The 13,009-nt window shown below is 72.9% G+C and carries 10 protein-coding genes; 2 read left to right on the top strand and 8 right to left on the bottom strand.

All coding sequences use genetic code 11. The features are described 5' to 3' along the window. Positions 1-368: 368 nt before the first annotated feature. From ACFWJW_RS15015 to hrcA, 4 genes are all read right to left on the bottom strand, one after another. Positions 369-1,112 (bottom strand): 16S rRNA (uracil(1498)-N(3))-methyltransferase, encoded by a 744-nt coding sequence (locus ACFWJW_RS15015; protein ID WP_387240083.1) that lies wholly within the window; start codon positions 1,110-1,112, stop codon positions 369-371. Beyond that, positions 1,109-2,197 carry a nitronate monooxygenase gene (locus ACFWJW_RS15010; protein WP_387240080.1) on the bottom strand — a complete coding sequence of 363 codons (1,089 nt, stop codon included), beginning with the start codon at positions 2,195-2,197 and terminating at the stop codon, positions 1,109-1,111. Before ACFWJW_RS15010 ends, ACFWJW_RS15015 begins: the two co-directional genes overlap by 4 nt. A 96-nt stretch (positions 2,198-2,293) precedes the next feature. Then, a complete protein-coding gene (gene dnaJ / locus ACFWJW_RS15005; protein WP_042154692.1) occupies positions 2,294-3,430 on the bottom strand; it encodes a molecular chaperone DnaJ in 1,137 nt (378 codons plus the stop codon). Next, positions 3,431-4,447, bottom strand: coding sequence for a heat-inducible transcriptional repressor HrcA (hrcA, locus tag ACFWJW_RS15000; protein ID WP_387240077.1), 1,017 nt, complete (start codon positions 4,445-4,447; stop codon positions 3,431-3,433). A 194-nt stretch (positions 4,448-4,641) separates the two neighbouring features. On the opposite strand from hrcA, the gene ACFWJW_RS14995 reads away from it, so the two are divergent. Both ACFWJW_RS14995 and ACFWJW_RS14990 read left to right on the top strand, forming a co-directional pair. Next, positions 4,642-5,376 carry an MBL fold metallo-hydrolase gene (locus ACFWJW_RS14995; RefSeq protein WP_387240074.1) on the top strand — a complete coding sequence of 245 codons (735 nt, stop codon included), beginning with the start codon at positions 4,642-4,644 and terminating at the stop codon, positions 5,374-5,376. Positions 5,377-5,522: 146 nt separating this feature from the next. After that, positions 5,523-6,356: a DUF3097 domain-containing protein gene (locus ACFWJW_RS14990; protein WP_387240071.1), complete on the top strand. Its 834-nt coding sequence runs from the start codon at positions 5,523-5,525 to the stop codon at positions 6,354-6,356. Here the strand turns inward: ACFWJW_RS14990 and ACFWJW_RS14985 are convergent. The 4 genes from ACFWJW_RS14985 to ACFWJW_RS14970 all read right to left on the bottom strand — a co-directional run bounded on the left by ACFWJW_RS14985 (position 6,334) and on the right by ACFWJW_RS14970 (position 12,655). Then, complete coding sequence (locus tag ACFWJW_RS14985) at positions 6,334-6,903, bottom strand: Uma2 family endonuclease (protein WP_387240068.1); 570 nt, start codon at positions 6,901-6,903, stop codon at positions 6,334-6,336. The genes ACFWJW_RS14990 and ACFWJW_RS14985 overlap by 23 nt on opposite strands. 108 nt (positions 6,904-7,011) lie before the next feature. Beyond that, positions 7,012-8,244: a radical SAM family heme chaperone HemW gene (hemW, locus tag ACFWJW_RS14980; protein ID WP_387240065.1), complete on the bottom strand. Its 1,233-nt coding sequence runs from the start codon at positions 8,242-8,244 to the stop codon at positions 7,012-7,014. A 52-nt stretch (positions 8,245-8,296) separates the two neighbouring features. Beyond that, complete coding sequence (locus ACFWJW_RS14975; RefSeq protein ID WP_387240062.1) at positions 8,297-10,414, bottom strand: SpoIIE family protein phosphatase; 2,118 nt, start codon at positions 10,412-10,414, stop codon at positions 8,297-8,299. A 351-nt stretch (positions 10,415-10,765) separates the two neighbouring features. Continuing rightward, on the bottom strand, positions 10,766-12,655 hold the full coding sequence (locus ACFWJW_RS14970) for an AMP-dependent synthetase/ligase (RefSeq protein ID WP_387240059.1): 1,890 nt from the start codon (positions 12,653-12,655) through the stop codon (positions 10,766-10,768). Positions 12,656-13,009: the final 354 nt, after the last annotated feature.

Below are 13,009 nucleotides of genomic sequence, written 5' to 3'. Positions count from 1 at the left end.
CCCTAAATCGTGGGCAGCTTCTTTTTTTTATAACACACCGCCCTCCCCCCCCCCCCCCCGGGGTGGGGCGGGGCGGGCGGGGGTGGGTGTCCGGACGTAAAGCGAAGCAGTCCGGACACCCACCCGCGCAGGCCCGTCACCGCACCCGACAGCCCCGCGCAGCGGACCCGGCCCGCCGCCAGGCGCAACGGCGGGAAACCCCCACGGCGGGCCAGCCGAAAACGTCGGCCGAGGCAAAGCGCAGCGGGTGGCACCGCGCAAGCGGGCAACAAACGGCGAGCAACCACCACGGCGAGGAGGCCAAAAACGTGGGCCCGAAGGCAAAGCGCAGCGGAAAGGCGGGAAAGCCAAAAACGTGGGCCGAAGCCCTACCCCCACCGCCCCGTAAGCCCCATCAACAACGCCGTGGCCGCCGTCCCGGCCGTAGAGGTCCGCAACACACTCGCCCCCAGGCGAAACGGCTTCGCACCGGCCTCCGCGAAGGCGGCCAGCTCCTCCGGCGAGACTCCGCCTTCCGGACCGACGACGAGCACGATCCGCCCCTCGGCGGGGAGTTCGGCGGTGGCGAGCGGCGCGCTGCCCTCCTCGTGGAGGACGGCCGCGAAGTCCGCGTCGGCCAGCAGCGCGGCCACCTGCTTGGTGGTCAGCGGGTCCGCGACCTCGGGAAAGGTCAGCCGGCGCGACTGCTTGCCCGCCTCGCGGGCGGTGGCGCGCCATTTGCCCAGCGCCTTGGCGGCCCGTTCGCCCTTCCACTGGGTGACACAACGCGCCGCCGGCCAGGGCACGATGGCGTCCACCCCGGTCTCGGTCATCGTCTCGACGGCCAGCTCCCCGCGGTCACCCTTGGGCAGCGCCTGGACGACGGTGATCGTGGGCCGGGGCGGGTCCTCGGTGCGCAGCTCGGTGACCGCGACGGTGAGCCGGTCCTTGCCCTCGACGGCGGCGACCGTCCCGTGGGCGCCGCTGCCGTGACCGTCCGTCAGGACGATCTCCTCGCCGGTCCGCATCCGGCGCACCGAGACCGCGTGCCGGCCCTCGGGACCGTCCAGCGTCAGCGTGCCGCCGGCCCGTACGCCCGCGAGCGACTCGACGAGGAAGACGGGCGCGGTCATGAGGCGGTTCCGTTGGCGGTGCGCTGCAACGCGGCGCGCGCGGCGTCCAGTTCGGCCGCCAGCACCTCCACCAGCTGCCGGGCGGGCAGCTCCCGCGCCAGCCGGTGCCCCTGCCCGGCCCACAGGTTCATGGCCTGGGCGTCGCCCGCCTTGGCGGCGGCCTTGCGCACGGTGGAGGTGAGGTAGTGGACGGCCGGGTAGGCGGCCGGGGCGTACGGGCCGTGCTCGCGCAGGAAGCGGTTGACCAGCCCGCGGGCCGGCCGTCCGGAGAACGCCCGGGTCAACTCCGTATGCGTGAACAGGGGGTTGGTCAGCGCCTGCTTGTGCAGCGGGTTGGCGCCCGACTCGGGGGTGGCGAGGAAGGCGGTGCCCAGCTGCGCCATGGTCGCCCCGGCGGCCAGCACGGCCGCGATCTGCGACCCGCGCATCAGCCCGCCCGCGGCGATCATCGGAATCTGCACGGCTTCCCGGACCTGCCCGAGCGCCGCCAGCAGCCCCAGCCCCGCGCCGGTCCCGTCCGCGTGCGGATCGTCCCGGTGGGTGCCCTGGTGGCCGCCGGCCTCCACGCCCTGCACACACACCGCGTCCGCACCCGACCACTGCGCGGCCTGTGCCTCGGCGGCGGTGGTGACCGTGACAATGGTGTACGTACCGACCTTGGCGAACGCATCGAGGACGGCGCGCGAGGGGCAGCCGAAGGTGAAGGACACCACCGGCACCGGGTCCTCGCGCAGTATCGCGAGCTTGGCCTCGTAGCCGTCGTCGATGGGCCCGTCGGTGTCGCCGAGTTCGGTCTCGTACCAGGTGGCCTCGCCGGCGAGCTGTTCGCGGTAGACCTCGACCACGGAGCCGTCGGCCAGGGAGGGCTGCGGCATGAAGAGGTTGACGCCGAAGGGCCGGTCGGTCAGCGACCGCAGCTGTTTGATCTCCTGGTACATCCCGTCGGCGGTTTTGTAGCCGGCGGCGAGGAAGCCGAGACCGCCGGCCGCACAGACGGCGGCGGCCAGCTCGGGTCCGGAGCCGCCTCCCGCCATCGGGGCCTGCACGATCGGGTAGCGGCAGAGATCGGTCGGTGCGGTGGGCATGAGCACATCGTGTCACGCCCACCGCCTCGCCCCGAACGGGGGCGGTGGCTGCCACGCGGGCCCGGGGAAGCTCCGCGGACCCTGGGCCGACCTGGGCTATCGCCCGTTGAACGCGTCCTTCAGCCGCGAGAACAGCCCCTGCTGCCCCGGCTGGAACTGCCCCGTGGGCCGCTCCTCACCGCGGAGCTTGGCCAGCCGCCGCAGCGCCTCCTCCTGCTCGGGGTCGAGCTTGGTGGGCGTCTGCACCTCGACATGGACGATGAGGTCGCCGCGGCCACCGCCGCGCAGATGGGTCACCCCGCGCTGGTGCAGCGGGATCGACTGGCCGGACTGGGTACCGGGCCGGACATCGATCTCCTCGACCCCGTCGAGCGTCTCCAGCGGGCACTTCGTGCCCAGCGCCGCCGCCGTCATCGGGATGGTGACCGTGCAGTGCAGATCGTCGCCGCGCCGCTGGAAGACCGGGTGCGGCAGCTCGTGGATCTCCACATAGAGATCACCGGCGGGGCCGCCGCCGGGGCCGACCTCGCCCTCGCCCGCGAGCTGGATGCGGGTGCCGTTGTCGACACCGGCCGGGATCTTGACGGTCAGGGTGCGGCGGGAGCGGATCCGCCCGTCGCCCGCGCACTCGTGGCACGGCGTCGGGACGACGGTGCCGAAGCCCTGGCACTGCGGGCACGGCCGCGAGGTCATGACCTGGCCCAGGAACGACCGGGTGACCTGCGAGACCTCACCGCGGCCGCGGCACATGTCACAGGTCTGCGCCGAGGTGCCCGGCGCCGCGCCCTCGCCGCTGCACGTCGTACAGACGACGGCGGTGTCGACCTGGATGTCCTTGGTCGTGCCGAAGGCCGCTTCGGTCAGCTCGACATCGAGCCGGATCATGGCGTCCTGGCCGCGGCGGGTGCGCGAGCGCGGCCCGCGCTGCGACGCGGTGCCGAAGAACGCGTCCATGATGTCGGAGAAGTTGCCGAAGCCCGCGCCGAAGCCGCCCGCGCCCTGGCCGCCGCCCGCCTGCGAGAGGGGGTCCCCGCCGAGGTCGTAGACCTGCTTCTTCTGCGGGTCCGAGAGCACCTCGTAAGCGGCGTTGATCTCCTTGAACCGCTCCTGGGTCTTCGGATCCGGGTTCACGTCCGGGTGCAGCTCACGCGCCAGCCGGCGGAAGGCTTTCTTGATCTGGTCCTGCGAGGCGTCGCGTCCGATACCGAGGACCGAGTAGTAATCCGTGGCCACTTACGACTCCGCGAGGATTTGTCCGACGTAACGTGCCACTGCGCGTACCGCTCCCATCGTTCCGGGGTAGTCCATGCGGGTCGGTCCGACCACGCCGAGTTTGGCGACTGCCTCGTCGCCCGAACCGTAGCCGACCGTGACGACCGATGTGGACGCCAGGCCCTCGTGGGCATTCTCATGCCCGATGCGTACGGTCATGCCCGAGTCCTTGGCCTCACCGAGAAGCTTGAGCATCACCACATGCTCCTCAAGGGCTTCCAGCACCGGCCGGATGGTCAGGGGAAAATCGTGCCCGAAGCGCGTGAGATTGGCGGTGCCGCCGATCATCAGCCGCTCTTCGGTCTCCTCCACCAGAGTTTCCAGCAACACCGACAGCACTGTCGAGACCGTGCTGCGGTCGTCCTGCTCGAAGGACTCGGGGAGATCCTGCACCAACTGCGGCACATCCGCGAACCGGCGCCCCACGACCCGGCTGTTGAGCCGGGCCCGCAGGTCCGCCAGGGAGGTTTCGCCGAACGGCGCCTGGCAGTCGATCAACCGCTGCTCGACCCGCCCGGTGTCCGTGATCAGCACCAGCATCAGCCGGGCCGGGGCCAGGGCCAGCAGCTCGACGTGCCGGACCGTGGACCGGGTCAGGGACGGGTACTGGACGACCGCGACCTGCCGGGTCAGCTGCGCCAGCAGCCGGACCGTGCGGCCCACCACGTCGTCGAGGTCGACGGCGCCGTCCAGGAAGTTCTGGATCGCCCGCCGCTCCGGGCTGGACAGCGGCTTCACACCGGCCAGCTTGTCGACGAACAGGCGGTAGCCCTTGTCGGTCGGGATGCGCCCGGCGCTCGTGTGCGGCTGGGCGATGAAACCCTCGTCCTCCAGGGCGGCCATGTCGTTGCGGATGGTGGCCGGCGAGACGCCGAGCTGATGGCGTTCGGTCAGGGCCTTGGAGCCGACCGGCTCCTCCGTCCCGACATAGTCCTGGACGATGGCGCGCAGCACTTCGAGCCTGCGTTCACTGAGCATCCCGCGCACCTCCAGCCCGGCCGTCCGCCGTCTCGACTCTCCTGGCACTCACACGGGCCGAGTGCCAGACCTTGAGCCAGTGTACGGCCGAGTAGCACGGACTCGGCAAGGGCGGCCGCACACAGCACCCGCCCGGTGACCGTGTTCGGTCGATCTGTCGGGCAACGCTATCGCGATGGCGCTAGCGTCTCGGTATGCACACGTCTTGGGAAGAGGCCGGTTGGGAACAGCTCGGTGACGGTGTCGCCAGACGCCGGATGCCGGGCTGGGACGAGACGATCGGCGTGATCGCGGGGACCACCGGCGTCATGATCGTCGACACCGGCGCGACCCTGCGCGACGGTGCGGATCTGCGGCGTGCGATCCGCGGTGTGCTGGGCCGGAACGTGACGCATGTCGCGCTCACCCACCCGCATTTCGATCATGTCCTGGGCACCGCCGCCTTCGCGGGCGTCCAGGTCTTCGGCGCGGCCGGGCTGGGCGAGCTGCTGCGCCGCGGCAAGGACGAGCTGCGGCACGACGCGATACGGCACGGTGTCGACCGCGAGGCGGCCGCCGAGGCCGCCGATCTGCTGGTCGCCCCGCACCACCACGTCCACGACCAGCTGACCGTCGAGCTCGGCGACCGGCAGGTGCTGCTCGCCAATGTCGGCCCCGGTCACACGGCGCACGATCTGGCGGTGCTGGTACCGGGCCGGGGCGGGTCCCCCGAGATCGTCTTCTGCGGCGATCTGGTCGAGGAGTCCGGCGAGCCCCAGGCGGGCCCGGACGCGCTGCCGCAGCGGTGGCCCGGCGCACTGGACCGGCTGCTGGCCCTCGGCGGCGAGGACGCACGGTACGTGCCCGGCCACGGCGCCGTGGTGGACGCCGGTTTCGTCCGCGCCCAGCGTGCCGCCCTCGCCGCCCGCTTCGGCGTCGCTCCCTCCTGACCCGTCCGCCGACCTCACGAGACAGGCCCCCATGCAGAGCAAGCGCTACAGCCCCGACCTCACCCCGCCGTGACTGCATCCTCCGGGGGCGACCCCCGGACCCCCGGCCGAAACACCGACCACCCGCAGAGAACAGGCCCCACTCGATGCAGAACAGGCACTACAGCCCCGACCTCACCCCGCCGTGGAAGAAGCAGCGCCCCGCGCCCGAGGTCCCCGCGGAACCCGATCTGGTCGTCGAGGAGGTCACCTCGGGCTTCTGCGGCGCGGTGATCCGCTGCGAGAAGACGGCGCAGGGCCCCACCGTCACCCTGGAGGACCGCTTCGGCAAGCACCGCGTCTTTCCCATGGAGCCACGCGGCTTCCTCCTGGAGGGCAAGGTGGTCACGCTGGTACGCCCCCAGGGCGCGCCGGCGCCGAGCGGTCCGGCACGCACGGCATCGGGCTCCCTCGCCGTCCCCGGCGCCCGCGCACGGGTCGCCCGCGCCGGGCGCATTTATGTGGAGGGCCGGCACGACGCCGAGCTGGTGGAGCGGGTGTGGGGCGACGACCTGCGCATCGAGGGCGTCGTCGTGGAGTACCTGGAGGGCGTCGACGACCTGCCCGCCATCGTCCGCGGCTTCTCCCCCGGCCCGGACGCCCGCCTCGGCGTCCTCGTCGACCATCTCGTCCCCGGCTCGAAGGAGTCCCGGATCGCGGCCGGGGTGACCGGTGATCATGCGCTGGTGGTGGGCCACCCGTACATCGACATCTGGGAGGCGGTGAAACCGTCCTCGGTCGGTATCCCGGCCTGGCCCGCCGTCCCGCACGGCCAGGACTGGAAGACGGGCGTCTGCCGGGCACTGGGCTGGCCGGAGAACACCGGCGCCGCCTGGCAGCGGATCCTCTCCTGCGTACGCTCCTACAAGGACCTGGAGCCGGCGCTGCTGGGGCGGGTGGAGGAGCTGATCGACTTCGTCACGGGCGGCGGTGGGGCCTGACGTTGGGGAGGGTCCCGAAGTCGGTGGTGTCCAGCTCGGTGCCGAGCGGCTCCAGCGGCACGGGGACGCCGAACTCGGTGATCCGCTGCACCGTGTAGTCGGCCTCCTCACCGGCGCCGACGGGCTCGGAGAGCAGGACGCAGCGGGCGTCGTACGGGTCAATGATCAAGTACCCGGGGACACCCCCGGCGGCGTAGAGGGAGCGCTTCAGGCCGTAGTCGCGGTCCGCGCTGCGCAGGGAGACCACCTCGAGCAACAGCGTCACGTCCGAAGCGGGCACGAGCCATCCGGAGCGCCCGCATCGTCCGCGCTCCATCACCACCAGGTCGGGCTGCGGCTTGCTGGCCTCCCCCGGGAACGCGAGGTGCTGTGTCGCGAATCCGCGCCAGCGGTCGCGCGGAATCTGGCCGAGCACCTCGCTGACGATCCTGTTGTGGACGATATCCGTCCCGCCGCTCAGCAGGATTTCCCGGCGCAGGAGCTCCGCCCGGAGACCCTCCGGAGGCTCGAACTCCGCGAAGTACTCCTCGATATGCTGATCGCGCACTGTGGCCAACCACCCAACTACCCTTGCCTGCTGACGAATTGCCCGCAGCCTAGGGACGGCGTTGCCCGGTGGGCGGGGTCTCTGGGGTGAGATCCCTCGGCCGGGTGATCAGTCCACCAGATCCCGCACCACCGCGTCCGCCAGCAGCCGCCCCCGGAGCGTCAGCACCGCCCGGCCGGCCTCGTACGGACCGGGCTCCAGCAGGCCGTCCGCCAGCGCTCGCGCCGCCGCCCGCGCCCCCGCCGGGGCGAGGATGTCCAGGGGGCAGCCGTCCGCGAGGCGCAGTTCCAGGAGGATGCGTTCGACGCGGCGGTCCTCGGCGGAGAGGAGCTCGCGGCCGGCGCCCGGGGAGCGGCCCTCGGTGAGGGCCTGGGCGTAGGCGCCGGGGTGTTTGACGTTCCACCAGCGGACGCCGCCGACGTGGCTGTGGGCGCCGGGGCCGGCGCCCCACCAGTCGGCGCCGGTCCAGTAGAGCTCGTTGTGGCGGCAGCGGGCGGCGTCGGTGGTGGCCCAGTTGGAGACCTCGTACCAGGTGAAACCGGCCGCGGCGAGGCGTTCGTCGGTGATCAGGTAGCGGTCGGCGTGGACGTCGTCGTCGGTCATCGGGACCTCGCCGCGGCGGATCCGGCGGGCCAGCTGGGTGCCCTCCTCGACGATCAGGGCGTAGGCGGAGACATGGTCGGGGCCGGCGCCGATCGCGGCGTCGAGGGAGGCGCGCCAGTCGTCGTCGGTCTCGCCCGGGGTGCCGTAGATCAGATCGAGGTTGACGTGGTCGAAACCGGCGGCGCGGGCCTCGGCGACGCATGCCTCGGGGCGGCCCGGGGTGTGCGTCCGGTCGAGGATCTTCAGGACGTGCTGCCGGGCGCTCTGCATGCCGAAGGAGACCCGGTTGAAGCCGCCCGCGCGCAGTGCGTCGAGGTAGCGGGGGTCGACGGACTCCGGGTTGGCCTCGGTGGTGATCTCCGCGCCGGGCGCCAGGCCGAATTCCTCGCGGATCGCGGCCAGCATCCGGCCGAGGTCGGCGGCGGGCAGCAGGGTCGGGGTACCGCCGCCGACGAAGACCGTCTCGACCGGGCGCGGGTCGTCGCCCAGCACCTTGCGGGCCAGCCGGATCTCGTCCACGACGGTGTCGGCGTAGTTGTCCCGGGAGGCCAGGGCGCCGCCGGAGCCGCGCAGCTCACTCGCGGTGTAGGTGTTGAAGTCGCAGTAGCCGCAGCGGGTCGCGCAGTACGGCACATGCAGATAGAAGCCGAGGGGGCGCCCGGCGGCCCCGGCCGCGTCATGACCGGGCAGCGCCCCGTCCTCGGGCATCGGCTCACCATCAGGCAGTGCGGAAGGCATGGGATCCATTGTCCGTCATGGCGGGGCGGTGCCCGTCCGGCGCCGCTGTGCCTCAGGACACCCCGGGCCCCGACGCCTGGAGGACCAGCAGGGCCAGGTCGTCGTCGGGCGGGGTGGGGCCGAAGGCGTGGACGGTGCGGCGGATGTGGTCGGCGAGGGCGGTGGCGCCCAGGCCGGCGCCCGCGGCGAGGGCGGTGGCCAGGCCGTCCTCGTCGTCGAAGAGCCGCCGCCCCGAGCGCCGCTCGGTCACCCCGTCGGTGACGCACAGAAGCGTTTCCCCGGGGCAGAGGTCGAACGATTCGCTGACGTACGCCGCGTCCTCGACCACCCCCAGCAGCATCTGCGGCGCCGCGACGACCCGGACGGCGCCGTCCGTGCCCAGCACCAGCGGCAGCGGGTGGCCGGCGCTGGCGAGGGTGCAGCGGGCGCCGCCGGAGCCGCCGGGGTAGGGGACGATCTCGCCGTAGAGCAGGGACAGGAAGCGGGCCTGTTCGCCCTCCTCGCGGATCTCGACCGGCGCCTCCGCCCCGGCACCGGCCGCCGCCACCGCCGCCGCGACCGCCGCGACCGAGTCGGCGGCCTCCCGGGCCATGGTCTTGTTGAGCCGGTCGAGCACCGCCGCGACCCCGAAGCCGTCCCGGGCCAGCAGCCGCAGCACCGGCCGGGCCAGCCCGGTCACCGCGGCCGCCTCCGGGCCGCTGCCGCAGACGTCGCCGAGCGCGAAGCACCAGCGGCCGTCGCCGGCGTCGAAGAGGTCCCAGAAGTCGCCGCCCGCCCAGGCGCCCTCGCGCGGTTCGTAGACCACCGCCGACTCCACCCCGGGTACCCGCGCCCGCCCCCGGGGCAGCAGCCGGCGCTGAAGGACCTGGCTGATGCGTTCCTGGCGGCTGTAGGCGCGGGCGGTGGCGACCGCGCGGGCGACCCGGCGGCACAGGTCCTCGATCAGCGCGACCACCTCGTCGGGGAAGTGCGGCAGCCCGCCCCGGCCGAGGAGCAGGGTGCCGAGCCGCCGGCCGCCGGCGACCAGGGGGCAGGCCAGTGCGGCGCCGCCGGGGCCGTAGCCGCCCGGTTCGTAGGGCCAGGGCCAGGGCACGACGCCCGGTGCGCCGCCGGACGCGCCGCCGCCCGGAAGTTCCGGCGGCTGCTTCTCCAGCGCCGTGCGCAGCGCGTCGATCCGGCTCTCGCTGGTGTGCCAGACGCCGGCGAGCCGCTGCTCGTCACCGGCCTGGGCGATCCCCCGGCCGGGTGCGCCGCCGTCGCCGTCGTACAGCCACACCGCACACCACTCGGCGAGCCGGGGCACGATCAACTGGGCGGCGAGGGCGGCGACTTGGTCGGCGTCGAGCTGACCGGAGAGCAGATCGGACGCCTCGGCGAGGAAGGAGAGGGCGCCGTTGTCGGCCCGGCCGCTGCCGGGTTCCGGGCGGGCGGCGCGGCGCGGGGCCGGGGCGAGGAGCTCGGCGGCCCGCAGCTCGCGCTGGAGCAGCTGGTTGTCGAGGACGATCTCCGGCTCGGGCCGGCCGGCGCCGTCCGCGGCCCCCACGGGCAGCCGGAACCAGACGGTCTTCATGGCCCGGCGGTAGGTGACACCCCAGGATTCGGCGACCGCGCTGATCAGCTGGAGCCCGTGCCCGCCGTTCTCGGACGCGGCGCTCTCCGCACGGGCGCGGACCGGCTGGGTGGGGTGGTGGTCGGAGACCTCGATGAGGATGCCGGGGCCGCAGGCGTCGTCGGCGCCGGCTCCCGGGGCGGCCGCCGCTTCCCGGTGCGCCGTCTCGTACGGCTCCCGGTCGCGGCCCCGGTACGGCTCCGTGTCCGCGTCCCGCCCGGCCGCCGGGTCCAGCCGGCAGCGCAGTTCGACGGTGGTGCCCGCGTGCACGACCGCGTTCGTCACCAACTCGCTGACCAGCAGCTCCGCTGCGTCGGCGAGCCGGCCGGTCAGGCCCTCCGCACCGGTCAGCCGCCGGCCGGTCCAGTCGGCGAAGGTGGCCCGGACGAAGCGCCGGGCGGCGGCAGCGGCCCGCGGATCACCGGGCAGGCTGGCCCGGCGGGAACGGGCCGCGGGACCGTCGGCGGCCCCGGCCGCGGGTCCGCCGGCGAACCCGTCCGTCCTCGTCGTGCGCGCCGCCGTGACGTCGTCGTCCCGTGGAGACGAAGTTGTCGTCCTCATTGAGCAACTCCCGCCCAGCTCCGCTACGGCGCCGGATGCGCCACCGACAGAGTGACAGAACGAGCGCAGCCATAAGCACTGAGTCACAGAAGTGGGTGGTCGCAGCCATCAATTCGGCTGACGTACCGCGGGAGTTGGCCGACGGGGCCGGAGTCGCGGGCACGGCGGGACGGGCGGACGCACCGGTACGGCGGGACGGGGCGGGCCCACCGGTACGGGGCGGAGCCAACCGGCCCATCGGCACGGGGCGGAGCCGACCGGCCCGGCGGTACGAGTCGAGGCGGGAACCGACCGGCCCGTCCCGTACCGCCGTCCCGGATCGCCGTTGCCCGGATCGCCGTCCCGTACGGGCTACGCCTCGCGCGCCCCCGTGTACATGTCGTCGAGCAGGTCCTTGAACGTCCGCTCCACCACGGGCCGCTTGATCTTGAGGCTCGGGGTCACCTCGCCGTGCTCGATGTCCAGGTCACGCGGCAGCAGCCGGAACTTGCGGATCTGCTGCCAGCGCTGGAGCCCCTCGTTGACCCGCTCGACATAGCCGTCGATCAGCTCCCGGACCTGGTCGGTGGCGACGACCTCGGCGTAGCTCTTGCCGCCCAGGCCGTGCTCCGCCGCCCAGGTCAGGATGGTCGGCTCGTCGAGGGCGATCAGCGCGGTGCAGAAGTTCCGGTTGGCGCCGTGCACCAGCACATTGGAGACGAACGGACAGACCGCCTTGAACTGGCCCTCCACCTCGGCCGGCGCGATGTACTTGCCGCCCGAGGTCTTGATCAGGTCCTTCTTGCGGTCGGTGATCCGCAGATAGCCGTCCGGGGAGAGCTCGCCGATGTCGCCGGTGTGGAACCAGCCGTCCTCCTCCAGGACCTCGGCGGTCTTGTCCGGCAGGCCGTGGTAGCCCTGCATGATGCCGGGGCCGCGCAGCAGGATCTCGCCGTCCTCGGCGATCCGCACCTCGGTGCCGGGCAGCGGCTTGCCGACCGTTCCGGTGCGGTACGCCTCGCCGGGGTTGACGAAGCTGGCGGCGCTGGACTCCGTCAGGCCGTAGCCCTCCAGGATGTGGATACCGGCGCCGGAGAAGAAGTAGCCGATCTCCGGCGAGAGCGCGGCCGATCCGGAGACCGCGGCGCGCAGCCGGCCGCCGAACGCCTCGCGCAGCTTGGTGTAGACGAGGGCGTCGGCGATCTTGTGCTTGGCGCCGAGCCCGAACGGCACCGAGGCGCTGCCGGTGCGGCGGAAGTTGTCCTGCGAGACCTTGGCGTACTCGCGGGCCACCTCGGCCGCCCACTGGAAGATCTTGTACTTGGCGCCGCCGCCCGCGCGAGCCTTGGCCGCGACCCCGTTGTAGACCTTCTCGAAGATCCGCGGCACGGCCGCCATGTATGTGGGCCGGACCACCGGCAGATTGTCGATGATCTTGTCGACCCGGCCGTCCACGGCGATCACCTGGCCGGTCGCGATCTGCCCGGCGGTGAGCACCTTGCCGAAGACATGCGCCAGCGGCAGCCAGAGGTACTGCACATCGTCCTCATGGACCAGGCCCGTCGACTGGATCGCGCGGGCCATGTACGACCAGCAGTCGTGCGGCAGCCGGACGCCCTTGGGACGGCCGGTGGTCCCGGAGGTGTAGATGAGCGTCGCCAGCTGGTCGGCCCGCAGCGCGCCCACCCGCTCCTTGACGCACTCCGGGTGCTCCTCCAGATAGGCGGTGCCGCGCTTCTCCAGCTCGGCGAGGGTGAGCACCCAGCCCTCCGGATCGCCCTCGGCGGGCTCCGCGCCCGTCTCGTCGATGACGACGACATGCGCCAGCTCGGGCAGTTCTGCCCGCCGCTCACGGGCCTTGGCGAGCTGACCGGCGTCCTCCGCGATCAGCACCCGGCTCCCGGAGTCGGACAGGATGTACGCGGTCTCCTCGGCGTTGGTGCTGGGGTAGACCGTGGTGGTGGCGGCGCCGGAGCAGAGCACTCCGAGGTCGGCGAGGATCCACTCGACGCGGGTGTTCGAGGCCAGGGCCACCCGCTCCTCGGGGTGTACGCCGAGCGCGATGAGCCCGGCGGCCACGGCGTAGACCCGCTCCGCGGCCTGGGCCCAGCTGATCGCCTTCCAGTCGTCCGGCCCCTGGCCCGCGGCCGGGGGGACGGGATGGCGATATGCCTCGATGTCGGGCGTGGCCGCCACCCGCTCCAGGAAGAGGTGGGCCACCGAGGGCGGCCGGTTTTCGATCAGCGTGTGGGTGTCCGTCACGGCGTCCTCCGGGGCCCGCTTCGTTGCTGGTGACTCGCGAGTAACCTTTGAGCAGTGATCAGACTAGAGCGCGATGCGCCGCCACGTAAGGGGCTGCGACCTACTGGTTCACGATGTGACCGGTGCGTTAGGTGTACGTAGCACGCGCAATGCCCCGATAGTGAGCCGCGCCGGTCACCGCCACCGGATCACACCCGGCGGGCAATCCCACCGGGTGCGGCCCGGAAAGCCGGCAGGGGGGGGGGCCCCCCCCGGGCCCGCGCCCCCCCCCCCCCCCCCGGCCGCCCCCCCCCCCCCCCCGCGCCCGCCTAAAAAGACAAAGCCGCACCAACCCGGGTCCAGAGAACACCCCCC

The sequence above is a fragment of the Streptomyces sp. NPDC127097 genome, assembly GCF_042724075.1.
Lineage (GTDB): Bacteria > Actinomycetota > Actinomycetes > Streptomycetales > Streptomycetaceae > Streptomyces.
This window is presented reverse-complemented; position numbering and strand designations above follow the sequence as displayed.